Origin of the sequence: Aeromonas sp. sif2416, from assembly GCF_019218665.1 — a bacterium.
Lineage (GTDB): Bacteria > Pseudomonadota > Gammaproteobacteria > Enterobacterales > Aeromonadaceae > Aeromonas > Aeromonas encheleia.
In genome coordinates, this window is record NZ_JAHUXC010000004.1 from 221683 (window position 1) to 244031 (window position 22349).

General features: G+C 61.1%; 24 protein-coding genes. 14 read left to right on the forward strand and 10 right to left on the reverse strand.

Annotated elements, in window-relative coordinates; all coding sequences use genetic code 11:
- Positions 1 to 74: 74 nt before the first annotated feature.
- A complete protein-coding gene (locus KW821_RS10235; protein WP_218291370.1) occupies positions 75 to 341 on the forward strand; it encodes a hypothetical protein in 267 nt (88 codons plus the stop codon).
- Here the strand turns inward: KW821_RS10235 and KW821_RS10240 are convergent.
- The 8 genes from KW821_RS10240 to KW821_RS10280 form a co-directional block, all read right to left on the reverse strand.
- On the reverse strand, positions 328 to 510 hold the full coding sequence (locus tag KW821_RS10240; RefSeq protein WP_218291371.1) for a hypothetical protein: 183 nt from the start codon (positions 508 to 510) through the stop codon (positions 328 to 330). The two genes, KW821_RS10235 and KW821_RS10240, sit on opposite strands and share 14 nt — an antisense overlap.
- 19 nt (positions 511 to 529) lie before the next feature.
- Positions 530 to 790 carry a hypothetical protein gene (locus KW821_RS10245; protein WP_218291372.1) on the reverse strand — a complete coding sequence of 87 codons (261 nt, stop codon included), beginning with the start codon at positions 788 to 790 and terminating at the stop codon, positions 530 to 532.
- A complete protein-coding gene (locus KW821_RS21725) occupies positions 787 to 1242 on the reverse strand; it encodes a hypothetical protein (protein WP_256353426.1) in 456 nt (151 codons plus the stop codon). The genes KW821_RS10245 and KW821_RS21725 overlap by 4 nt, the downstream gene beginning before the upstream one ends.
- Entirely contained in the window at positions 1239 to 1499 is a 261-nt protein-coding gene (locus tag KW821_RS10260) for a DNA-binding transcriptional regulator (RefSeq protein ID WP_218291373.1), read from the reverse strand. The genes KW821_RS21725 and KW821_RS10260 overlap by 4 nt, the downstream gene beginning before the upstream one ends.
- A 258-nt stretch (positions 1500 to 1757) precedes the next feature.
- A complete protein-coding gene (locus KW821_RS10265; RefSeq protein WP_218291374.1) occupies positions 1758 to 2210 on the reverse strand; it encodes a hypothetical protein in 453 nt (150 codons plus the stop codon).
- Positions 2211 to 2223: 13 nt separating this feature from the next.
- A complete protein-coding gene (locus KW821_RS10270) occupies positions 2224 to 2733 on the reverse strand; it encodes a phage regulatory CII family protein (protein WP_218291375.1) in 510 nt (169 codons plus the stop codon).
- 37 nt (positions 2734 to 2770) lie between these two features.
- Positions 2771 to 3040: a hypothetical protein gene (locus KW821_RS10275; protein ID WP_045526470.1), complete on the reverse strand. Its 270-nt coding sequence runs from the start codon at positions 3038 to 3040 to the stop codon at positions 2771 to 2773.
- A 21-nt stretch (positions 3041 to 3061) separates the two neighbouring features.
- Positions 3062 to 3259, reverse strand: a complete 198-nt coding sequence (locus KW821_RS10280) for a Cro/CI family transcriptional regulator (RefSeq protein ID WP_218291376.1) — start codon at positions 3257 to 3259, stop codon at positions 3062 to 3064.
- Positions 3260 to 3379: 120 nt separating this feature from the next.
- Between KW821_RS10280 and KW821_RS10285 the strand changes: the two genes are divergently transcribed.
- From KW821_RS10285 to KW821_RS10345, 13 genes are all read left to right on the forward strand, one after another.
- The gene (locus tag KW821_RS10285; RefSeq protein ID WP_218291377.1) at positions 3380 to 4078 is read left to right on the forward strand and encodes a LexA family transcriptional regulator; all 699 of its coding nucleotides are present in this window, start codon (positions 3380 to 3382) and stop codon (positions 4076 to 4078) included.
- A gap of 101 nt (positions 4079 to 4179) precedes the next feature.
- Complete coding sequence (locus KW821_RS10290; RefSeq protein WP_218291378.1) at positions 4180 to 5055, forward strand: BRCT domain-containing protein; 876 nt, start codon at positions 4180 to 4182, stop codon at positions 5053 to 5055.
- 20 nt (positions 5056 to 5075) lie between these two features.
- Complete coding sequence (locus KW821_RS10295; protein ID WP_218291379.1) at positions 5076 to 5771, forward strand: hypothetical protein; 696 nt, start codon at positions 5076 to 5078, stop codon at positions 5769 to 5771.
- A gap of 470 nt (positions 5772 to 6241) precedes the next feature.
- Positions 6242 to 7228 carry a tyrosine-type recombinase/integrase gene (locus KW821_RS10300; RefSeq protein ID WP_218291380.1) on the forward strand — a complete coding sequence of 329 codons (987 nt, stop codon included), beginning with the start codon at positions 6242 to 6244 and terminating at the stop codon, positions 7226 to 7228.
- A 402-nt stretch (positions 7229 to 7630) separates the two neighbouring features.
- Positions 7631 to 8614, forward strand: coding sequence for a phenylalanine--tRNA ligase subunit alpha (gene pheS / locus KW821_RS10305; protein WP_005315542.1), 984 nt, complete (start codon positions 7631 to 7633; stop codon positions 8612 to 8614).
- Between the two features lie 12 nt (positions 8615 to 8626).
- Entirely contained in the window at positions 8627 to 11014 is a 2388-nt protein-coding gene (gene pheT, locus KW821_RS10310) for a phenylalanine--tRNA ligase subunit beta (RefSeq protein ID WP_218291381.1), read from the forward strand.
- A 3-nt stretch (positions 11015 to 11017) separates the two neighbouring features.
- Positions 11018 to 11314, forward strand: coding sequence for an integration host factor subunit alpha (gene ihfA / locus KW821_RS10315; RefSeq protein ID WP_005300715.1), 297 nt, complete (start codon positions 11018 to 11020; stop codon positions 11312 to 11314).
- Between the two features lie 36 nt (positions 11315 to 11350).
- On the forward strand, positions 11351 to 15295 hold the full coding sequence (locus tag KW821_RS10320) for an ATP-binding protein (protein WP_371317602.1): 3945 nt from the start codon (positions 11351 to 11353) through the stop codon (positions 15293 to 15295).
- Position 15296: 1 nt separating this feature from the next.
- Entirely contained in the window at positions 15297 to 16547 is a 1251-nt protein-coding gene (locus KW821_RS10325) for a response regulator (RefSeq protein ID WP_218291382.1), read from the forward strand.
- Positions 16544 to 17158, forward strand: a complete 615-nt coding sequence (locus KW821_RS10330) for a GNAT family N-acetyltransferase (protein WP_218291383.1) — start codon at positions 16544 to 16546, stop codon at positions 17156 to 17158. Before KW821_RS10325 ends, KW821_RS10330 begins: the two co-directional genes overlap by 4 nt.
- A gap of 73 nt (positions 17159 to 17231) precedes the next feature.
- Positions 17232 to 18005 (forward strand): Sir2 family NAD+-dependent deacetylase, encoded by a 774-nt coding sequence (gene cobB / locus KW821_RS10335; RefSeq protein ID WP_042652209.1) that lies wholly within the window; start codon positions 17232 to 17234, stop codon positions 18003 to 18005.
- 85 nt (positions 18006 to 18090) lie between these two features.
- Complete coding sequence (locus tag KW821_RS10340) at positions 18091 to 18567, forward strand: hypothetical protein (protein WP_218291384.1); 477 nt, start codon at positions 18091 to 18093, stop codon at positions 18565 to 18567.
- Complete coding sequence (locus KW821_RS10345) at positions 18564 to 20225, forward strand: diguanylate cyclase (RefSeq protein WP_218291385.1); 1662 nt, start codon at positions 18564 to 18566, stop codon at positions 20223 to 20225. Before KW821_RS10340 ends, KW821_RS10345 begins: the two co-directional genes overlap by 4 nt.
- Positions 20226 to 20294: 69 nt before the next feature.
- Here the strand turns inward: KW821_RS10345 and KW821_RS10350 are convergent, their stop codons facing one another.
- Together KW821_RS10350 and rbsK are read right to left on the reverse strand one after the other, a co-directional pair.
- Positions 20295 to 21323 (reverse strand): substrate-binding domain-containing protein, encoded by a 1029-nt coding sequence (locus KW821_RS10350; RefSeq protein ID WP_218291386.1) that lies wholly within the window; start codon positions 21321 to 21323, stop codon positions 20295 to 20297.
- Positions 21323 to 22255 carry a ribokinase gene (gene rbsK, locus KW821_RS10355; RefSeq protein ID WP_218291387.1) on the reverse strand — a complete coding sequence of 311 codons (933 nt, stop codon included), beginning with the start codon at positions 22253 to 22255 and terminating at the stop codon, positions 21323 to 21325. The genes KW821_RS10350 and rbsK overlap by 1 nt, the downstream gene beginning before the upstream one ends.
- Positions 22256 to 22349: the final 94 nt, after the last annotated feature.

Sequence of the window (22349 nt, forward strand, 5' to 3'; positions counted from 1 at the left end):
ATGCAGAGATGAGGATCCATTCGCAATCCATATTTGTTACCCTTATTCGCTTCATTACTAGTTGGAGATCCAGCATGTTTGACAGCCGATACGTAAAGGGAATCAAGCCCGCGGCTTTTGATTCACAAATCAATGATTTTCTCTCTAGTGGCCCTGAGGGGGGCGGTAATGCAATGAGGTTTGCAATCGAGAATGAACAGGGCCAGGTCTATCGCCATATCACCGCACATGGCATGGGTAGTTACATACGTTTGAATCTGTTTCTGAGTAATGATCTTGGGTTGCATGACAAACACAAGGAAACGTCAAAAGGGGCCCACTACTGCGTCAAGATTGATTAAAAACAGCTATGAGAATGTCCCTGGCTCCGGGGTGAAGCGCGTTCGCTTCCTTCAGTAACTGTTCGAAGGAAAAGCCAGCTTGCTTGGCCTGAACAAAGTACTTGGTGGCAAATTGCTTGAGGTCTTCAGGCTTGATGTTCATGTGATTAGGATGCTGTCTTTGGCTCATAGTCGGTCTCATGGCTGTCTCACTTCATTGGTTTGTTGGTCACGGGGTTCATTATGTCGTTGTGCAAGCTGGCTATATGCCTGTCAGCTTGTTCTCGTTGTCGGCGGACTGCCGCGCACTGGCGCAGTAACAGCGTGATACTGGCCCGGGGGCGGGCAGGAAGCCGGCGTGCATTGGCCAGCTCCTTCTGATAAAGACGCAGCCGCGCTGCGTCTTCCCGATAGGTCTCTTGCCAGCGGTGCATCAGGCTGGCCAGTTCCTGCTGCAGGTGATGAGTCACTGGATCACCTCACCTTGTCCATGCAGCGGGGCGCACTCGTGCCACCACTCGCCAATTTCCCGGGCCAGGGCGGTTTCCCCCTGGCCCAGTGCCAGCCAATAGACGGAGCGCACGGCCCCGAGCGCCAGCAGCTCCCGGGAGAAGTCTCTATCCCCCCGAACTTCGCCCCCCGCCGCGATAAACTCGGCGCGGGCCGCCAGCCAGTGAGTGACCAGCGGGCCATGAGTCGGGGCCATGGCTGGCCCCTCTTCGTCATCGTCCTCACCGCTGTCGTCATCCAGCAGGGCGGCCGGATTGCAGGTGGCGACCAGTTGGATCTGGATGTACTGCTGGCCGGAGTAAATCCCGCCCAGGGCGATGCTGTTATCTTCGGCATGAGTTGCGAACATATCAGCCAGCAACCCCTCGACGAGCTTGGGCGCCTGACGGGCAATCTTGATGGCGTCGCTCATGCCAGCACCTCCGGCGTGGCGATGCCAGTCAGCAGCCAGTCGCAGTGGTGTTTCAGCTCCGGGTGATTGGCGATCAGCAGGAACAGGCCGCCGCCGATCTCGCGGTATCCCAGCTCGTAGTTCTTGAGCGTGGTGGCCGGAATGCCGAGCTGATCGGCAAACTTGGGGCGGCTCAGTTTCAACTGCTCCCGCAATTGGCGCAGGCGCTTGGCCGCATGGTGGTTGAGCAGGTTGATCTGGGTTGGTTGTGCGTTCATGGTCAGGCTCCTTGTGAAAGAGTGCAGGGGTTGATGCGGCTGAACAGAGAAGCCCAAGCCAGTGCGGTTGTGCGTTCCATAAGCGCAACCCCGTCAGGGTGTTGGCGAAGACGGGTGCCATAGCGGCCCGTCAGCTTGCGTTGCTGTATGCGAAGGTTGCGCAGGGCGCAGGGGATCGCTAAAGTTGGCATGTCGACTTCCTAGGTGGTTGTTGATAGAAGGCCCGCTTGGAGTTGCTGCTCCGTAATGCGGGCTTTTTTATTGCCCGATTGGTCGCGGGCCTTGCCCGGTCATCTGGCTTGCTGCCAGCACGGCGCGCTTCAAGCGAAGCTTTGCCGCTCTCTCTTTCTTCTCCCTCTCGATATCCCTGATGGATCTGGTACTCAGTGCCGGGTGCCAGACTTTGCTGTCACAGCCGCCGCGAAACTCCCCCTGATACTCCAGTGCGATCACCGCCAGCCTGATCGCCTCACGTTGTGCATGGGGCAGGGTTGACAGGGTGGCGGTCATCAGTTCGCCCCGCGACTGGCGGGCGATGGCACAGATGGCCGCTTTCTTGGCCTGGCCCAGAGCCAGCCAGTCGGTGTCCAGGCTGGAACGTGTCTTGCCGAACAGCTCGCGCAGTAGCAGGCAGCCGGCGGTGTTCATGGCGATCTGCTCGGTGGGCGTCAGGCCCGCCAGATTGCGTTGTTCGTGGTCAATGCGTTGCATGGTGGTTTCCCCTTCACATGGTCGTGGCCTGCATCAGGATGTCTGATGCACAGGCCAGGGCGGGCACCGCCTGAAAGCGGGCCTCGATGTCGTGGATCAAGATGGCGAGCGATCCCATTGCCGAGGTGGCCACGCTCACCAGGGTGTTGCGCTCCGAGCGGGTGATCCGACCGCGGTCAGTCAGCTCCAGGGCTCGCTGGCCAATGCTGGCGATCTTGGCGTTCAGATCGATGGCCTGATGAGGCAGGGAAGGGGCCCGTTCTGCCTGCGGGATGGCAACAGCCGTCAAGCCACAGCCAAAAAGGGCTCCATCGAACAGGGTTTCATCGCCCTCACTCGCCTGGGTGATGGCAATCAGCTCAGCCACCGTCAGTTCATGGGGCTGATCGGGGTTTAACTTGTTGCGCAGGAGCTGCGGGTTCATGCCGACCCGCTGGGCGATCTCGGCCATGTTGTGACTGGCCGCAAAGCGCTGGCAGGCGCTGATCCAGTGAGGATGTTTGCTGGCGTATTCGGTAAACATGCGAGGTTCTCCTTGACCCGTTATGGTGTTTGCAGGTTCACGCGAGCGTCATGGTGACGTAGCGCTCGGCCTGATAACGGGCCTGCAGGAACAGGGCGTAGAGGTTGACCTCGCGGGGAGCGCCCGGACCGTCTTGCAAAATGGGCAACTGGCCGCGGTCAGCGCGCTTTTTGATAGCCCCCAAGCTCATGCCTTGGCGCTTGGCGTACTCCTCCAGGCTTTCACTGACACGATTGCCAAAGGGGTAATCGAGTGGCAACTGGCTCACATCGCTGGGGATACGGATGGGTTTGATTCGAGTAACCATGGTGAATCCTTCTCAGGGGCTTCAAACACAAGAGGTTGGTTGTTGCGGGGTACTGCGCGTGCTGGCCTTCAATTTGCCGCCGGTCAGCACCTCGATTTGGTAGGCACGGCCTTGGGGGATGGTTTCGCTCCACTTGCTGACAGCAACATGGGAAATACCAAGAGCTTTGGCAGTCGCTGTAACGGTGCCGAAGTGTTCAAGAACTGCACTTTTTTGCATTTTTAAAATCCTCCATTTCGTCACCTAAGTGTCGGTGATGGCTAAAGGTAACTTATGGGTCGGGAAGGGGTCAAGTGGTTTCGTTGCTTTAGTTACCTTGCTGGGTGGTAACTTAGGTTTATGGAAACTATCAATGACCGCATATCAGCGCGCAGACGTGCGCAGAAAATGAGCCAAGACGAGCTGGCTAAGCGAATCGGGATAACCCGGGTGTCGATTAGCAAGTGGGAGTCGGGACTTAACCAGCCAAAAGGCCGCTATCTCAATGATTTAGCTGCAGCGCTGGGGGTCACTGTTGACTGGCTTTTGACTGGAGACGGGGAGGCGAGGGGACAGCCTGCACCGGAAGCGATGCCCGGATATCACAACGTCGAACCGGCCGTGATCCCACAAGGTACGCGCGTGCCTGTGTTGAGCTATGTCCAGGCCGGCCACTGGCACGAGATGTGTGAGCAGGCCACTGCCTTCGATGGCAATGTCGAGTTTGTGACGGCGGGGGTCGATGTCGGCCCTTGTGGTTTCGGCCTCTGGTTGCGTGGCAAGTCGATGGAACCCTTCTTCAAGGAAGGTGACCTCATCATCGTTGACCCTGACGAAGTGCCCCAACCAGGGGATTTCGTCGTGGCCAAGAATGGCAGCGAAGAGGCTACCTTCAAGAAGTACCGGCCTCGCGGCATCGACGAGAGTGGGCAGGAGGTGTTTGAACTGGTCCCCCTTAATGACGATTTCCCCACCATGCACTCCGACCGGCAGCACATCCAGATCATCGGCGTGATGGTAGAACACAGATCATATAGAAAAAGACAAACAGGGCGCTAATGCGCCCTGTTTTTATATCCGTTGCCAGCTTATAGCCACGCCCAGACCAACATAACAATGGACGACATGCTTGAGCGGCAGAGACGTTTTAGGGAGAAAACATGTCAGAGTTCAATGATGTGCCAATGTCATTTGGTTACAAGCGCAATAAGCAGAAAGCACTGATCAGCCTTCACGGTATCTTGAGCGGCCTCACTGCCGATCAGCGTCTTAACGACACTGAAGTTCTCTTTATGGCGACTTGGTTGAAATCAGACTCCGAGTTCAAAAAAGATGGTGATTTCCTCGATATTCAAGATCTCATCCATGACGTTCTCGAAGATGGGGTCATCACAGCAGATGAGAAAGAAGATCTGCTGAACCTGCTCAATGATGTACTGCAATACAACGAGATTGAGCACGACAACATGGATGCGCTGGTCAACATGTTGCTTGGCTTCCTGCAGGGCATCAGTGCCGATAGCAACATCGTGGAACAAGAGGTGCACGCTCTTAGTTCACTGCTGCTCAAGCATCGTGACCTGCTGGCCTCATGGCCGGGTAGCCTGCTGTTCAACCGCCTCAACGATATTCTGGTAGATGGCGAAATCACCGAAGACGAGCGCAAAGACCTTTTGGAACTGGTCAAGCAGATTTCCGGGCAGCGCTTCACAGAATCAGGTCTTGCTGCAGGGATGGCGACCGAGTTCTTTGCCGATGGCAATGTGATGAGTCTTCGAGGCAAGACAGTCTGCTTCACAGGAAAGTTTCTCTCCGATACCCGTCATAACCTGGAACAGCAGGCCAAGTTGCTTGGTGCTTCCCCTGTGAAAGGCGTCACCACCAACCTCGATGTGCTGATCGTTGGAAGCTTGGCCAGCCGTGATTGGATGTTCACCAGCCATGGCCGTAAGATTGAAGCTGCCATCAAAGCAAAAGAACAAGGGCAGGATATTCAGATCATCAATGAAGAAGACTGGATTCGAGTTAAAAAATAAAATTCTTGGGAGGAATTAAAATGCTATTTAGTAAGGATTTTGTTACTTATGTTTTGGAGAACCCTTATAGGGGTTTGGTTCAAGCTTGTGATAGAATAAATGACTCGTTGAGTGACAGTCAACATAATATTGAGTGGTCAAGCGAAGAGCAGGAAGTTCTAATAGAAGGGGCTGCTTTTATTAACTTAATCTTGATGGAAAAGGGATTTTTAAGTGAAGTCCCATTCCCTGAGATTACTAATAACATTAATGCTAACTGTATTACCCTAAACCAATATATTCAAAGCGTTCGTGGCCAGTTTAGTTCGTACGACCTAAAAAACAGAGTAAATAATCATACTGAGACTTATCGAAGCTTGTTTGCAAATGCTTTCTCATATGAGTTCTCGCAAGGTGATCTTGAACGTGTTCAATTACTTATTAATGAGCTCAGGGCGCAAATAAGCAACAATGAAATTTTAGATGCAAGTCATCGGCAACGATTGCTGAAACGGTTAGAGCATTTACAATCTGAGCTTCATAAGAAAGTTTCCGACCTTGATCGCTTCTGGGGACTAGTTGGCGATGCAGGAGTGGTATTAGGAAAGCTAGGCACAGATGCTAAGCCAATTGTTGATAGAATTAAGGAAATTGCCGAAATAGCTTGGAAGACTCAGGCTAGAACCGAAGAGCTCCCAAGTAGTGCTACTAACCCTATGCTGAATGAAACTGAATGACTTCCAATTAAACCATTCAAAGATCTTATATGGGCTATCATCTATCATGATAATTAAATGAGGGGGATGCCCCCTCTTTTTCTGTTTCATGAGTCGTTGAGCATTTTTAAAAATCAATTAGCCTGTTTCAGGCTTATTGGTAAAGTAAAGCTACTATGCTATTCCTCTGATACCAGCCATATTGTGTTGGTATTGAAGAATGGGCCTGTCTTGGATTGGATTGGAAGAGCTTGTAGTGCTGGCAGATAGCTGGGTCCAAGCCAAGATTGCCACTACTTTATTCCTCCACCATACCTTATTTGCCTATGTATGCCTTAACCTCAGTTAAACACTGCTAACCATCATCAAATGCTGTATAAAACAACAGTGTTTTGATGGAGGGTGATGTCAGTGAGAGTGCAGTGGTTGGGTACGGTGTCGATGTGCGGGCAACTGGGATGGGTGAACGCCTTCCTATATAAGGAGGGGCGATGAGCATCAAGTCCACGCCCGAGGGTTACCTGGTCGATATCCGCCCGCAGGGGAGGGAAGGCAAGCGGATCCGCAAGCGTTTCAAGACCAAGTCCGAGGCACAGCAGTTCGAGCGCTGGGTGATCGCCACCGAGCACAACAAAGAGTGGGTGGACCGCCCGGCAGATAACCGGCCGCTCTCCGAACTTATTGAGCTCTGGTGGCGCTACCATGGCCAGACCCTGAAAGCGGGGGAGGCGGTACGTAAGAAACTCCACAATATCGATGCCGCATTGCGCCACCCGTTGGCAAGGCAGGTGACCCGGGCGCTGTTCTCCGAGTATCGGGCGCAGCGACTGCACGCCGGCCGCCAGCCCAAGACGGTGAACCGTGAGCAGGAGATGCTGGGCGGGGTGTTCTCGGTGCTCATTGATCTCGGCCATTATCACCATGAGCACCCGCTCAAAGAGATGAAGAAGGTCAAGCTGGTCGAGCGGTCGATGGGCTACCTGACCCAGGACGAGATCGGCGAGGTGCTGGCCGCGTTGTCGGGGGATAACCTGAAGGTGGTCAAACTCTGCCTGGCTACGGGGGCGCGTTGGAGTGAAGCGGCCCATCTGCGCCGTGAGGATGTGCTGGCCAGTCGGGTGACCTACATCAACACCAAGAATGGCAAGAACCGCACAGTGCCGATCTCGGCCGAACTGTGCCAAGAGATAACGAACGGGGTTAATCGCGGCCCGCTGTTCCGTGACCTCGACTATATGTTGGTGCGTGATGTGATCAAGTCAGTGGCGCCGGACCTGCCAGCAGGGCAGGCGGTGCATGTGTTCCGGCACACTTTTGCATCACATTTCATGATGTCGGGGGGCAACATTCTCGCGCTGCAAAAAATTTTGGGCCATCACAACATCCAGCAGACGATGACCTATGCTCACTTCGCACCGGATTATCTGAGCGATGCGGTGCGCTTCAACCCGCTGGAAAATCCACTACCTGCCGCATGATGAAGTGTCCACAAATTGCCCCAAACAGGGTCATCCGGGGTGACTTAGCGTCACCCCCTGTAGTATCTAACTCATTGATATTCATGTAAGCCATTGTTTTTGTTAGACATGTGAAGGCGGCCTAGGCCTCCTTTTTTGTTGCCCCGAAATCCGCCCCGACAACCAAACCCACCGCTCCTTTCCCCGGATGAACCATCATCTATGCCAACAAACGTGTGACATATCACACCCTATGTGGCGAAAGAGGGGACAGACTGACACCCTTTCCCTATAACAAAATGATTTCTAGGGATAAAAGGCCACCATAACTATGGTCAGCCAAGGGGCTTTTTTTGTATTATTCCCCTCTTACCCTTATTTAGCCTAACAGGCTCCTGTTCCGGGAGTGGTGACGAGGAAGACATGCAACAGCTTGAAGAAGTAGTCGGCCAGGCCAAGGCCGAGATTGAGGGCGTCAATGACGTTGCGACCCTCGACGAGATCCGGGTCAAATATCTGGGTAAAAAAGGCTTTTTTACCGAGCAGATGAAGACATTGGGCGCCTTGTCCGCCGAAGAGCGTCCCGCCGCGGGCGCCGTGATCAACCAGGCCAAGCAGCAGGTTCAGGATGCCCTGAACGCGCGCCGCGATGCCCTGGTTGAGCAAGAGCTGAATCAGAAGCTGGCCGCCGAGACCATCGACGTCAGCCTGCCGGGCCGTCGCATCGAGAACGGTGGCCTGCACCCGGTGACCCGCACCATCGAACGCATCGAGCGCCTGTTTGGCGAGATGGGGTTCAAGGTTGAGCGCGGTCCCGAGATCGAAGACGGTTTCCACAACTTCGATGCGCTGAACATCCCGGCTCACCACCCGGCGCGTACCGATCACGACACCTTCTACTTCAATCCCGATCTGATGCTGCGCACCCACACCTCGGGCGTGCAGATCCGCACCATGGAACATCAGCAGCCGCCGATCCGCATCATAGCGCCGGGCCGCGTCTATCGTAACGACTACGACATGACCCACACCCCCATGTTCCATCAGGTCGAAGGCCTGCTGGTGGATGAGCATGCCAGCTTCACCGAGCTGAAGGGGATACTGCACGACTTCCTGCGCAACTACTTCGAGGAAGATCTCACCATCCGTTTCCGTCCCTCCTACTTCCCGTTCACCGAGCCCAGCGCCGAAGTGGACGTGATGGGCAAGAACGGCAAGTGGCTGGAAGTGCTGGGCTGCGGCATGGTGCACCCGAACGTGCTGCGTTCGGTCGGCATCGATCCGGAAAAATACTCCGGTTTTGCCTTCGGCATGGGCGTTGAGCGCCTGACCATGCTGCGCTACGGGGTCAATGACCTGCGTGCCTTCTTCGAAAACGATCTGCGCTTCCTCAAGCAGTTCAAGTAAGGGCGAGAGAACATGAAATTCAGTAAATCCTGGGTGATGGAGTGGGTCCGCACCGAGTTGAGTGACAACGCACTGGCCGAACAGATCACCATGGCCGGCCTGGAAGTGGACGCCGTCGAAGCGGTGGCCGGCCAGTTCAACAACGTGGTGGTCGGTGAAGTGGTCGAGTGTGGCCAGCACCCGGACGCCGACAAGCTGCGGGTGACCAAGGTCAACGTGGGCGAGGCCGAGCTGCTGGACATCGTCTGCGGCGCGCCGAACTGCCGCACCGGCCTCAAGGTGTGTGTGGCCAAGGTGGGGGCCACCCTGCCGGGTGATTTCACCATCAAGAAGGCCAAGCTGCGTGGCCAGCCCTCCCACGGCATGCTCTGCTCCTTCAGCGAGCTGGGGATCGAAGTGGAAGCGGACGGCATCATCGAGCTGCCGTTGGACGCCCCGGTTGGCACCGACATTCGCGACTATCTCAATCTCAATGACGTCGCCATCGACGTGGACTTGACCCCGAACCGGGCCGATTGCCTCGGCATCGCGGGGCTTGCCCGCGAGATCGGCGTGCTCAACAGCGTCGACGTGGTCGAGCCAAGCTGGACTCCGGCGCCAGCTACCATAGACGCCAGCTTCCCGATCCGGGTCGATGCGCCGGCAGACTGCCCCCGTTACCTCGGTCGTGTCATCAAGGGGCTGAACCTGCGCGCCCAGAGCCCGCTCTGGATGCAGGAAAAGCTGCGCCGTGGCGGCATTCGCTCCATCGACGCCATCGTCGACATCACCAACTTCCTGCTGCTGGAATACGGTCAGCCGATGCACGCCTTCGATCTGGCCAAGCTGGACGGGGAGCTGGTGGTGCGCCGTGCCAAGGCCGACGAGCCGATGACCCTGCTCGACGGCAACGAGGTCAAGCTCAAAGAGACCACGCTCGTCATTGCCGACGCACAGGGTCCAGCCTGCATGGCCGGCATCTTCGGCGGCGAGCGCACCGGCGTGTCCGCCGAGACCACGGACGTGCTGCTGGAGTGTGCCTTCTTCGCACCGCTCTCCATCACCGGCCGTGCCCGTGCCTATGGCCTGCATACCGACTCGTCCCACCGCTTCGAGCGCGGGGTAGACCCACAGCTGCAAGCCAAGGTGATGGACAGAGCCACCCGACTGCTGCTGGATGTCTGCGGCGGTGAAGCGGGTCCGGTCATCGAGGTCAAATCCGATGCCCATCTGCCCAAGGCGACCCCCATCAAGCTGCGTCGTACCAAGCTCGACAAGGTGATCGGCATCAGCGTGGCCGATGCTCAGGTGGTCGAGATCCTGACTCGCCTCGGCATGCAGGTGACCCTCGAGGCCGACGGCTGGACCGCCCTGGCGCCCTCCTGGCGTTTCGACATCGCCATCGAGGAAGACCTCATCGAGGAAGTGGCCCGCATCTACGGCTACAACAACATCCCGAACCTGAAACCGGCCGCCTCCCTGGCCATGGTGGAGCAGGCAGAGGGCCAAGTGACCCTCAAACGGGTGCGTGACCTGCTGGTTGACCGCGGTTTCCAGGAAGCCATCACCTACAGCTTCGTGGATCCCAAGGCCCAGCAGACCCTGTTCCCGCAGAGCGATGCCATAGTGCTGCCGAACCCGATCTCGGTCGAGATGTCCGCCATGCGCGTTTCCCTGTTCCCGGGTCTGGTGCAGGCGGTGGTCTACAACCAGAACCGCCAGCAGGGGCGCGTGCGCCTGTTCGAGCAGGGTCTGCGCTTCATCAAGGACGAGAGCGCCGAAAATGGCATCCGTCAGGAGCCCATGCTGGCTGGCATCATCACCGGCAACCAGAGCGACGAGCACTGGGACATCAAGAGCCGTGGCGCCGACTTCTTTGATTTGAAAGGGGATCTGGAAGCCGTGCTGGATCTCACCGCCGAAGGGGCCAGCTTCAGCTTCGAGCGCACCGAGCACAGCGCCCTGCACCCGGGCCAGAGCGCGGCCATCCTGCGCAATGGCGCCGTCATCGGCCACATCGGCGTGATCCACCCGAGCCTCGAGAAGAAGCTGGGTCTCAAGACCCGTGCCATCATGTTCGAGCTGGAGTTGAACAAGCTGATCCCCGCCAAGGTGCCGGTTGCGGCCGAAGTTTCCCGCTTCCCGGCCAACCGTCGCGACATCGCCGTGGTGGTTGACCACCAGGTTCTGGCCGGTGATGTGCTCGCAGTAATTAAAAAAGTTGGCGGAAATCAGTTAGTTGGAATAAACTTGTTTGACGTATACCAGGGTGCTGGTATGGCAGAGGACAAGAAGAGCCTGGCCATCAGTCTAGTTTTACAAGACAACCAGCGCACCCTGGAGGAGAAAGAGATTGCCGAGACCGTAGACAATGTCGTGCGGGCCCTCGGTGAAGAGTTGAATGCATCCTTGAGGGATTGATCTATGGCGCTTACCAAAGCCGACATTGCAGAGCACCTGTTCACCCAACTCGGGATGAGCAAGCGTGAAGCCAAAGACATGGTGGAAGCCTTCTTTGAGGAAATCAGACAGGCGCTCGAGCGCGGTGAACAAGTCAAGATTTCAGGCTTCGGTAATTTTGACCTTCGTGAGAAGAATCAGCGTCCCGGACGTAACCCCAAGACCGGCGAAGATATTCCCATCAGCGCCCGGCGGGTGGTGACCTTCCGGCCTGGCCAGAAGCTCAAGGCCAGGGTAGAAAATGTTGAACCCAATGAGTGACAGAAAGCCAGGCAAATGCCTGGCTTTCCCATTTCGATGACAAAATTCAGCCTACTGTTGGGCGCGCTGCTGGCCATGCCACTGCGTGCCGCCGTACTCCCCCTGCCGCCTGATACCCAGGCCTATGCCGATTCGCTGACCCAGCTGACGTTCTGCTATCCCGCCCTGCAGCGCCCTCCCTATCTGGAAAAACAGGGGGGATTGCTCATCGATCAGATGCAACGCCTGGCACAGCAACTGCCGGTGCCGTTGCAGTTTGACAAGCTGCCCAACTGGTCGGCGGTAGAGCAGGGTCTACAAGAGGGGCGCTGCGATCTAATCCCGCACATAGGTCCCTCCCTGCATGCCCAACCCGGCATGGCGCTGAGCCGGGCCATGCTGGAAGCGGAGTCCGCCATCCTCTACCGGGGCGAGCTGGAGCAGGCCTCCTTCCTGGTCTCGCCCATCTGGCAGTCGACCGAGGTGCTGAAGGGACTCTATCCCCAATCGTCCCAGCTGGCTCTGACCGATGCCGATAACTGGTATTCGGCCCTGATCGCCGGCAAGGGCAGCGCCTACCTCGGCGATTACCTGCAACTGCGCTACCTGATGCGGGAATACCCGGACGAGGGGCTGCGTCTGCGTCGCCTGCGCAGCGACGAGCTGGTGGTCAGCTACCGGCTGATGATGCGAGACAGACCCGAGCTGCAGCAGCTGATCGACACGGCGATCCGTTTCCTCCCGCCGGGCAGCCTCTACCGGGATCTGGGCCGCTACTTGCCGCAGAGTGAGCAGGACATCAACCCGCTGCACTTCACCGACAAGGAGCAGGCCTGGCTCATCGGGACCTCCCGCACCATCAAGCTGGTGGCGGATCCGGCCTTCATGCCCTACAGCGGCGTCAATCAGCAGGGCCAGCTGGTCGGCTGGAGTGGCGATGTGTTGCGGCGGGTGAGCAGGCAGACCGGGCTGACCTTCGAAGTCATCCCCGTCGCCAGCAAGGAGGAGGCGCTGGCCAAGCTGCGCAGCGGCGAGGCCGCCATGATGGCCGGCCTGCTGGAGACGCCGGCGCTCAACCGGGAATTCGACTTTACCCGCACCGTGGCCATGAGCCGCTATGCCCTGGTCAGCCGCAAGCTGGGGGCCCATCAGCGGCTCGATGAGGTGAAGGGCAAGATAGTGGTGCCCAAGATGCTGTATGACACCAGCATGCTGGCCAACTTCGGCCAGCATGACTGGCTGCGGGTCGACAGCCTGATGGAGGGATTGGATGCGGTGCAGGAGGGAGAGGCCGACGCCATGCTGGCGGAGCTCTACCAGCTGCAGTATCCGCTGCGCAACAACCAGCTGGCCGATCTCAGCGTCAAGGAGCTGCCGGAGAGCTTTGGACTCGGCTTTGCCATCAGGCATGATCAGCCGAGGCTGGCCGGGGTGATCGAGCAGAGCCTGATGACGATCAACGATCGGCAGAACGACGAGCTGACCCAGCGCTGGCGCCGGCTGGTGCTGACCCAGCAGAGCGGCGTCAGCTATGGCTTCTGGCTCGGATCAGTATTGCTGGCACTGTTGATCAGCGCGGCGGTGATTTGGTCGATCTGGCGCTCCCGCCAACAGCTGGCCCTGGAGGCCCGCGAGCGGCGCAAGGCGGAGCAGGCGCTGGCCCAGGAGAGCAAGTTCAGGGAGTCCCTGTTCCAGGCGCTGCCCATGCCCGTGTTCCTGCGCAACGATAGGGGCGAGATCATCAAGCGCAACAAGCAGGCCAAGCGGCTGGAGGCGCGCTACTCAGCAGAGCTGATCCTGCCCGAGCCACGGCTGCAAGGGGCAGAGGGGGAGCTCTCCCTGCGCGAGCAGGTCTACTCCTATGCCCAGATCCCGCTGCAGCTCGGCCCACAGACCCCGGCCGGCGATCTCATCGCCCTGTCCGACATCAGTGCCCTGCGCGAGCGCACCCGGCTGCTGCGCCAGGCGGAGCGGCGGCTGCGCGCCCTCACCAATACGGTGCCCGGGGTGGTGCTCCAGTTCACCCTGCAGGGCGGTGCCATCACCGGGGTGGAATTCGTCAGCCGCGGCAGCTACGAGCTGCTGGGGCTGGCCAGCCAGCAGATCCGGCTCAACTCCAATGCGACTCTCACCCGGCTCGCGCGCCAGGACAGACGCAAGATGCGCGCCCCCATGCTGGCCATGTTGCAGGCGGGGAGTCCCTTCTCCCATCTGCTGCGTTACCGGCACCCGACCAAGGGCTCGCGCTGGTTGCAGTTCTCCGGTCGAGGGCGCAGCCAGGGGGAGGGGTGGCGCGTCTATGGGGTGGTGCAGGATGTGACCGACAGGGTCGAGCAGGAGCATGCGCTGCAGCTCTCCCACGAGCAGGCCCAGCAGGCCGTGCTCGCCAAGGGACGCTTCCTGGCGGCCGTGAGCCACGAGATCCGTACCCCCATGAATGCCATCCTGGGGCTGCTGGAGTGGCTCGATCAGACCGAGCTCTCGGCGGAGCAGGCATCGGTGCTGACTCACGTCAGGCAGGCGGGCAACGAGCTGCTGGGGCTGCTCAACGACGTGCTCGATTTCAGCCGCAACGAGAGCCGCCAGTTGCGGCTCTCCCCGCAGCCGACCGATCTGGTGGAGTTGTGCGAACACGTGGCGGCGGTGCACTGGTCCAAGGCGCGCTCCAAGCGGTTGCAACTGCGCCTCGCGCTGGATACCAATCTGCCCGCCTTGATGGAGCTCGATCCTCACCGGGTGCAGCAGGTGCTGCACAACCTGCTCGCCAACGCCATCAAGTTCAGCCTGACCGGCGAGGTGGTGCTGTGGGCCCGCCGGCAGGGGGAGTGGCTCTGCTGCGGGGTGGATGATCAGGGGCCCGGCATCAGCGCCGAGCTGTTGCCCCGGCTGTTCCTGCCCTTCGAGCAGGGGGAGGAGCCGGGCCAGCCAAGGGCACAGGGGACCGGGCTGGGGCTGGCCATCAGTCGCCAGCTGATGGAGCAGATGGGCGGCGAGATCCGGGTCGAGGCCCTGGCCACCGGCGGCAGCCGCTTCACCTGCTCGCTGCCGCTGCGACCATTGCGGGAGAAGTCACCCTGGCAACCCAGGGTCAATGCCCTCAGCCTGCGGCTGGTTGGCGCTGAGTTGGATTACATGCGTGGCTGGCTGGTCGAGATCGGCGTGAGCGAAGACCTTGACGGGCCTTACCTGAGCGCTGAGCTGGACGAGCGGGGCCTGCGTTACTGGTCCTGGCAGGGGGAACCCTGGATCCCGGGTTCAGTGGTCAGTCTGCTGCAACCCAGGCTCGCCAGCGAAGGCGGCGAGATCGCGGACCTGCCGGGGGCCGGCATGCGGATCCTGCTGGTGGAAGATCACGAGGTGAACCGGGTGCTGATCGGCATGCAGCTCAGCCAGCTGGGGGCCGAGGTGTTGAGCGCCGCCAATGGCCGGCTGGCACTGGATATCCTACAGCACGAGTCGGTCGATCTGGTGCTGACCGATCTGCAGATGCCGGTGATGGATGGAGCCGAGCTGTGCCGTCAGCTGCGGGACTCCCCGCGCTGGCAACAGCTGCCGGTCTACGTGATCACCGCGGATCTGAGCGAGCAGGCGGCAGAGCAACTGGCCGACAGTGGCTGCCACGGCCATCTGGACAAGCCGGTGATGCTGAAGGAGTTGGCCATCTTGCTGCGCAGCCTGTCCGGGCAGGCCGCCGGAACCCGTCAGGAGGAGGAGACGCCCCAGCCCTGGGCAGAGCTGGCGCCACTCAGCGCCGAGCTCATCAGCCTCTATCTGGCCTCTACCCGCCAGGATCTGGCCGACATTGCGGACTGCGTCACACAAGGGGATGAGCGGGCCCTCAATACGGCTTTACACAAGATGAAGGGGGCCGCCAAAATGGTGGGAGCAGCGGCGCTGGTCGAGGTGATTGAGCGCTGGCAGCGAGCCCCCGAGCAGCCCCTGATCGAGTCACTGCGCCATGCCGTGGATGAGGTCTGTCGGCAATTGGGCAAGAGGGTATGAGATGATCATCACAGACGAAGAGTTATTGGCGCTGCTGGAATCGGACGTGAGCCTGGAGCCAGGGTTCCATCCCGTCAGCATCTATGCCCTTGACGCCGCGTCCCATCAGGCCGTGCAGGCGGCAGGGGTACCCGAGTACGCCAGCTTGCACCGCACCCAGCCCGAGCCTGGCTGGCAGTGGGAAGCGTTGTTTGCCGCCGGTGCCATCGCGCTGTTCGAGCCCGCCGCCCATGCCGGGGCCAGCTATCTGCCCCGGCTGATGACCCGAGGGCAGGGCATCTACCAGCTCTCCGATCCCTGGCTGGTGGGCTTGCAGGAGCGGGAACAGGGGTGGCGCGACTGGTTGGCAAGATTGCAGGTGCTGTTGCTGGAGGATCACCCCTTTCAGGGGGCCTGCATCCAGCAGGAGATCCAAGCGCTGGGGCTACCCTGCCAGTGGGTACAGGACGGCGATGCCTGCCTGCGGGCCCTGGAGCAGGGCGAGGTGCGACTGCTGATCTGCGATCTCAGCCTGGCGGAGCAAGATGCCATCAGCCTGTTGATGAGCCATCCCCAGTACCAGCACAGCGGTCTGCCCATCATACTGCTCTCCGCCCATGATCAGACCCTGATCGACGGGGCCCGTCGCCTGCTGCACGACGCCGGTTTCAACGTGCTGGCCGCGCTGGCCAAGCCGCTGCAGAGCGACGATCTGCTCCGCCTGCTCAAGACCCTCTATCTGGGGCCCCAGCGTCAGCGCCGGCTGAGCGGGTTGAAGCGCACCATTCGCAGTTGGAATGGCGAGGTGCGGGGTCAGCTCGGCCTGCTGGCGGATGCGGCCTCATCCAGCTTGCCCATCTGGCTGGCCGTGAGCGGGCTGCCACCCCACTGGGAGCAGCTCAAGACGTGGCTGGAGCAGCACGGCCGCCTGGCGGGCGAGCTGACCCTGGTCATCCACCGGCGCGATCAGCTGCTGAGCAAGGCGGATCGCTTCGCCTTGGTGCTGCAGGCCAGCCTGGCCGGGGCCCGTCTGGCGCTGCTGCTCGACAGCATTCAACATCTGCCGTTCGACAAGCTGGAGCGACTGCCGCTCCAGCACCTGCTGCTGGGACAACACCTGTTGCCGGAGCTGGAGGCGATGGCGACGGACTCCCTGCTTGACCGCTTCATCGGCCGGGCCAGGGAATTGGGGATCGCCATCTATATCGACGATCCCTTCAACCTGCTCGATGCCTCCCCCTGGCAGGATCGCGGCATCATGGGGCGCTGGTGACCCGCTATCTGTGCTGGCCGGCCGACGTGGCTCGTCTGCGCGCGGGGCTGGCGGGCTGGCCTCATCCCACCAGCCGGGGCGCCTTGCCTCTGGTGATGGTGGTGGGGGGCCTAAGTTGCCGGTTGCAGGAGTTGGCGGGGGCCGATCCGGCGCCTCTCGAGGCCGCCTATGGGGAGCTCAGCGAGCAGAGTGTCTACCTGCGCTTCATGCGTCCCAAGCAGCCACCCACCCCCTCGCAGGTGACCTTCTTCCTCGATTACCCGCGCGCCGCCCAGATTGGCTTGTTGCTGACGGATGCCGCGGGCCGCCCTCTGGCCGTGGCCCAGTCCATCCGGCGGCGGCTGCACCCGGATCGGGCCGAGTTCTCCTGCATAGTCGCGGATCACTTCCAGCAGCGGGGGGCGGGGCGCCGCATCCTGCTGGCGCTGGCGCTGCTGGCGCGGGCGGAGGGGATCCGGGAGTGGACGGCGGAGGTGCTGAGTCAGAATCGCCCCATGCTGACTCTGCTGCGGGGCCTGGGGCTGCCGCTGACCCTGGTGACGGGGCGGGAGATGATATTCGTCAGGCTGGACTTGAGCGTGCTCGACGGCCTGGATCAGGATCGCTCATAAGACCAAGGGCGAATGGGCTGGCCCGCCCCCCTGTGCTAAGGTCAGCCTGGTAACCCGTCGGAGGAAATCAGCCATGGTGCAGTCAGCCAAACATATCGTGATCCTCACCGGTGCCGGCATCTCGGCCGAGTCCGGTATCAAGACATTCCGGGCCAGTGACGGCCTGTGGGAGGAGCACAGGGTTGAGGATGTGGCCACCCCCGAGGGTTATGCCCGGGATCCCGAGCTGGTGCAAAGCTTCTACAACTCTCGTCGCCAGCAGCTGCAACAGCCCCAGATCCATCCCAATCCGGCCCATTACGCCCTGGCCAGGCTGGAGCGTCTGCTGCCGGGGCGCGTCACCCTGATCACCCAGAACATCGACAACCTGCACGAGAGTGCGGGCAGCAAGAACCTGATCCACATGCATGGCGAGCTGCTCAAGGTGCGTTGCCCGGTCTCGGGCCAGGTGCTCGAGTGGCGCGGGGCGCTCCACCAGGAGGAGCTCTGCTCCTGCTGCCAGTTTCCCCAGCCGCTGCGACCCCATGTGGTCTGGTTTGGCGAGATGCCGCTCGGGCTGGATCGCATCTATGGCGCCCTGGCCCAGTGCGATCTGTTCATCTCCATCGGCACCTCGGGGGCCGTCTATCCGGCGGCCGGTTTCGTGCACGAGGCGGGGCTCAACGGTGCCCATACCATAGAGCTCAATCTGGAACCGAGCGAGGTGGGCAGCCAGTTCGATGAGAAACGCTACGGCCCGGCGTCCGTGCTGGTGCCGGCCTTCGTGGATGAGTTGCTGCAACGGTGCGGCGTGCACCAGCCCAAGGCGGTCGACGGACACAACTGGATGGAGATGCGCGGCCCATAACTATTGTGTAACACCACAGTTGCATTGGCTTGATGAAGCCGCCACACTGGCCCATAAAATATGGGGTGCAGTCGGCGTAATCATCATGAGCATCTTGAAGCATTGGATCGCGTTTTTCCTTCTGGCCCTGATCACGGCCAGCGTGCAGGCATCGACCCCCTTGCTGCAGCTGATCCTGCCCGACAAACGGGAGATCAGCCTCGACGAGGCGGCCCTTGCGGCCCTGCCGCAGATCGAATTCAACACGGAAACGCCCTGGACCCAGGGCATGCACCGCTACCGTGGCGCCACCCTGGCGGGTCTGCTGGCGGCGCAGGGGGTGAAGGATGTCCGCGAGATCGAGGTCTTCGCCCTCAATGGCTATCAGCAGCGGGTGGATCTCGCCCTGTTTGCCGAGGCGCCGCTGACCCTGGCGCGCTATCAGGATGACAAGGCGCTGACCCGTCGCAACAAGGGGCCGCTCTGGCTGCTGGTACCGCTCTCAGCTCATCCCCAACTGAATGTCTCCGCCATCCATAACAGCATGGTGTGGCAGGTGACCCGCATCGAGGTCCTCCCTTGACGCGCCGTCACCGCCACAATCTGCTGCTTGCCGCCATCTCGCTGCTGTTCCTGTTCTCATCGGTGTGGGGTCTCTACCTGCAGCATCGTCACGAGCAGCTGGTGGATACCTTCTATCGCAACATCCATTGGAACATCAGCCAGACCATGCTGGAGTCCCAGCGCTTCCTCTATGACTTGCGCCTCTATCGGGCGGGGGCGCTGGAGATGGAGACCCTGAGCCTGGATTACGATCTGCTGTGGAACCGGCTGGACATCTTCCTCATCAGCAGCGAGACCGCCGATGCCCGTGGTCGCTACGGGCTGGGCAAGGTGGTGGCGCGGCTGTTTGATCAAATCAAGCTGCTGGAGCCCCAGATGCAGGCTGGCGCGCTGCAGGAGGGGGCCGCACTGGATCGCACGCAAGCCAGGATTGCCGAGCTGACCCACCAGGTGGAGCAGATCGGCAATCAGATCCTCTCCGGCCAGGAGCGGGAGGCCTCGGTCAACCAGATCCGCCAGAGCCTGTTCTGGCTGCAGATCTGGCAGCTGATCCTGCTGGTGACGGGGGGCGTCCTGGTGTTTGCCCTCATTCGCGTCAATCTGCAGAACCGTCGCCTCTCCCTGCTCGATCCCATGACCCGGCTGGGGAATCGCCGCGCCTTGCAGGCGCAACTGAAGCAATCCTTGCGGCTGGGTCGTGCCCAGGCCTTGGTGGTGCTGGATCTGAAGCGGTTCAAGCAGGTCAATGATCTGCTCGGTTATCAGGTCGGCGATCGCCTGCTGCAGACGGTCGCCGCCAAGCTGCGGCAACAGTATCCCGGCCGGGCCTACCGACTGGGAGGGGATGAGTTTGCCGTGGTGCTGGCCGGTGGTCAGGAGGTCATCGAACAGCAGATGGAGGGGATGGTGGCCCTGCTGAAGTTCGAGTTCGTGACCCGGGAGAGCAGCTTCGATCTAGCCTGTCGGTTCGGGGTGGCGCAGGCGGAGGGGGAGGATGCTGGCATGCTGCTGGAGCAGGCCATCCTGGCCCTGAATCAGGCCAAGCGGGACGACGCTACCCTGATCTGGTTCCAGCCTGCGATGAAGGCGGCCCTGAACATGGGTCAGCGGCAGTTGCATCAGCTGCGGGAGTGGCTGGCGGGGGCCGCCCCATCCCCGCTGGAGACGATGTCAGAGGAGCTGGAAGACGAGCGGGGGCAGCGGGTCCTGGCAATCAGCCTGCGCTGGCGGGTGGGGCAGCAGCCGTGCGATGTGGACTGGATGCAGGAACGCGGGGTGCTGGGCCCGGTGGTGGCGCGGCTGTTGGCGGAGTCGACCCACCCCTTGCCCGTGTTGCTAGTGCTGCATCAGCAGGCGCAACTGGCCCATGTGCTGGCGTACTTGCCCGCCTTGCCTGCGGCGTCGCTGATCCTGGCGCTGCCGACGCTGACGGAGGATCCCCTCCTGCTGGAGAAGATGCGCCAGCGTGGTTGCGTGCTGGCGTTGCATGAGCTGGGCAGCCGGGTCCCCGCGCTTCTGCGGGCCGGCTGGCCGGTGCGCTACTGGCTGCCCGAGCCCGCCGATCACGATGTCTTGCTGCAACCCCTGGCGCAGCGGCTGGGCTTGCTGCGCCTGAGTCGGCTCGGGGCGGAAGAGGAGATGGAGGACAGGGTAGAACAGCGCGAGCAGCCGTATTGAATCGGCATAGACAACAAGGGCGGCCATTGGGCCGCCCTTGTTGATCTTGCGCCTTGCCATGGCTGGCGGCTAGGAGTGGTGCGGTGTCTCGGCGGACGGGAAGGGGGCGCAGGAGTCCCTGATCACCAGGTCAGGGTCGACCGTGATCATCCGGTTGTCGATCCGCTCCCCATTGATCCGTGCCAGCAGACGGGTGACGGCGAGGCGACCCAGCTCCTCCTTCGGCTGGTTGACCGTGGTCAACGGGGGTGACATGTACTGGGCCAGCGCCACGTTGTCGTAGCCGACGAGGGAGAGATCCCGCGGGATGACGAGGCCGGCGCGATGGGCGGCGCTGATGACCCCCATGGCCATCATGTCGTTGCAGACAAAGAGGGCGCTGGGGCGTTCTGGCATGGCCAGCAGGCGCAGCATGGCATCGTGGCCGCTGGCACAGTCGAAATCCCCCTCCTGGACCCAGGCCGGGTTGATGGCAAGGCCAGCCTCCTGCATCGCCTGCTCGAAGCCCGCCAGGCGCTGATTGGCCGGGGCCCGGCTGTGGGGGCCCGTGATGCAACCGATGGCGCGGTGGCCCAGCGCCAGCAGGTGGCGGGTCGCCAGATAGCCGCCGCGATGGGAGTTGTCGGCGATGAGATCCACCTCCTTGCTCTCCATGCCCCAGTCCATCACCACCACCGGCAGGCTCTTGAGCCAGTCGAGCTGGTTGAACACCTCCTGTTGGCCCTCGCTGCACATGATGAGCAGCCCATCCACCCGCTTGCGCAGCATCATCTTGAGATAGGAGAGGGCGGTCTCGGCCTGGCCCTCGGTGTTGCCCAGCATCAGGTTGTAACCCTGCTCGAAGCAGTAGCGCTCCACCCCGCGCACCACCTCGGCGAAGAAGGGGTTGCTGGAGGTGGTGACCAGCATGCCGATGCTGTTGGTCTCCTTCACCTTGAGGCTGCGCGCCACCAGGCTGGGGGCATAGTTGAGGCTCTGCATGGCGGCGAAGACCCGTTCGCGGGTCGCATCGCTCACGACGCGGGTCTCGTTGATGACGTGGGAGACAGTGGTGGTGGAGACCCCCGCCAGCGCGGCCACCTCCTTGATATTGGCCATCAGTGCCCCTGCGCGGCTTGCGCGAGCAGGAAGGTCTCCACCTCGGCCTTGCTCGGGATGGAGCTCTGGGCTCCCAGTCGGGTGACCGAGAGCGCGGCCGCGCCGTGGGCGAAACGCACCGCGCCGTTGAAGTCATGGCCCGCCAGCTGCGCCGCCAGCAGGGCGCCGTTGAAGGTGTCTCCCGCCGCCGTGGTATCGATCGCCGTCACCCGAAAACCCGGGATGAGCGCTTGTTGGCTGGGGTTGCTGCAGTAGACCCCTTGCGCGCCCAGGGTGATCATCACCTCCTGGATCCCCAGCTGATGGAAGCGGGCAGCCGCCTCGCGGGCACTGGCCTCGTCGGTGACGGGGACCCCGGTCAGCAGCTCGGCCTCGGTCTGGTTGGGGGTGATGAGATCCACCAGCGCCAGCAGTTCCGCGGAGAGTGGCCGGGCGGGTGCCGGATTGAGCACCACCCGGGTGCCATGGGCACGGGCCAGCCGGGCCGCCTCGAAGACGCTCTCCAGCGGCACCTCCAGCTGCAGCAGCAGGGTGTGGGCGTCGGCAATCATGGACTCGTGGCGCTTGACCATCTCGGGGCTCAGGGCGCCGTTGGCCTCGGCGGAGATGCCGATGCTGTTTTCCCCCTCGTCGCTCACGTAGATGATGGCGATGCCGGTGGGGAGCGCCTCATCGCGCTCGACCGCGCTCACGTCTATGCCGTCGGCGGCGAAGCCTGCCTGCATCTGGTGACCGATGGCATCATCCCCGATGCGGGCTATGAAGGAGACGGGGGCCCCCAGCCGTGCGGCGGCGACCGCCTGGTTCGCCCCCTTGCCACCGGGGACGACCTGGTAGCCGTGGCCGGTCAGGGTCTCACCGGGACGGGGAAAGTGGGGGACGCGCAGCACATGATCCGCATTGACGCTGCCGAGAACTACGAGACGATTCATATCGATCACCCTTGCTTGAGAACATCTTGGCTTGAGTGGGCCCAAGCCAAGCGGCTCTGTAAGAACCAGCAAAGGGGGAGGCGAGCCTCCCCCT

Bases quoted from the DNA above. Each gene is read 5' to 3' on its own strand.
- KW821_RS10235 (WP_218291370.1), top strand. From the start codon at position 75: ATGTTTGACAGCCGATACGTAAAGGGAATCAAGCCCGCGGCTTTTGAT.
- KW821_RS10240 (WP_218291371.1), bottom strand. From the start codon at position 510: ATGAGCCAAAGACAGCATCCTAATCACATGAACATCAAGCCTGAAGAC.
- KW821_RS21725 (WP_256353426.1), bottom strand. From the start codon at position 1,242: ATGAGCGACGCCATCAAGATTGCCCGTCAGGCGCCCAAGCTCGTCGAG.
- KW821_RS10260 (WP_218291373.1), bottom strand. From the start codon at position 1,499: ATGAACGCACAACCAACCCAGATCAACCTGCTCAACCACCATGCGGCC.
- KW821_RS10265 (WP_218291374.1), bottom strand. From the start codon at position 2,210: ATGCAACGCATTGACCACGAACAACGCAATCTGGCGGGCCTGACGCCC.
- KW821_RS10270 (WP_218291375.1), bottom strand. From the start codon at position 2,733: ATGTTTACCGAATACGCCAGCAAACATCCTCACTGGATCAGCGCCTGC.
- KW821_RS10275 (WP_045526470.1), bottom strand. From the start codon at position 3,040: ATGGTTACTCGAATCAAACCCATCCGTATCCCCAGCGATGTGAGCCAG.
- KW821_RS10280 (WP_218291376.1), bottom strand. From the start codon at position 3,259: ATGCAAAAAAGTGCAGTTCTTGAACACTTCGGCACCGTTACAGCGACT.
- KW821_RS10285 (WP_218291377.1), top strand. From the start codon at position 3,380: ATGGAAACTATCAATGACCGCATATCAGCGCGCAGACGTGCGCAGAAA.
- KW821_RS10290 (WP_218291378.1), top strand. From the start codon at position 4,180: ATGTCAGAGTTCAATGATGTGCCAATGTCATTTGGTTACAAGCGCAAT.
- KW821_RS10295 (WP_218291379.1), top strand. From the start codon at position 5,076: ATGCTATTTAGTAAGGATTTTGTTACTTATGTTTTGGAGAACCCTTAT.
- KW821_RS10300 (WP_218291380.1), top strand. From the start codon at position 6,242: ATGAGCATCAAGTCCACGCCCGAGGGTTACCTGGTCGATATCCGCCCG.
- pheS (WP_005315542.1), top strand. From the start codon at position 7,631: ATGCAACAGCTTGAAGAAGTAGTCGGCCAGGCCAAGGCCGAGATTGAG.
- pheT (WP_218291381.1), top strand. From the start codon at position 8,627: ATGAAATTCAGTAAATCCTGGGTGATGGAGTGGGTCCGCACCGAGTTG.
- ihfA (WP_005300715.1), top strand. From the start codon at position 11,018: ATGGCGCTTACCAAAGCCGACATTGCAGAGCACCTGTTCACCCAACTC.
- KW821_RS10320 (WP_371317602.1), top strand. From the start codon at position 11,351: ATGACAAAATTCAGCCTACTGTTGGGCGCGCTGCTGGCCATGCCACTG.
- KW821_RS10325 (WP_218291382.1), top strand. From the start codon at position 15,297: ATGATCATCACAGACGAAGAGTTATTGGCGCTGCTGGAATCGGACGTG.
- cobB (WP_042652209.1), top strand. From the start codon at position 17,232: ATGGTGCAGTCAGCCAAACATATCGTGATCCTCACCGGTGCCGGCATC.
- KW821_RS10340 (WP_218291384.1), top strand. From the start codon at position 18,091: ATGAGCATCTTGAAGCATTGGATCGCGTTTTTCCTTCTGGCCCTGATC.
- KW821_RS10350 (WP_218291386.1), bottom strand. From the start codon at position 21,323: ATGGCCAATATCAAGGAGGTGGCCGCGCTGGCGGGGGTCTCCACCACC.
- rbsK (WP_218291387.1), bottom strand. From the start codon at position 22,255: ATGAATCGTCTCGTAGTTCTCGGCAGCGTCAATGCGGATCATGTGCTG.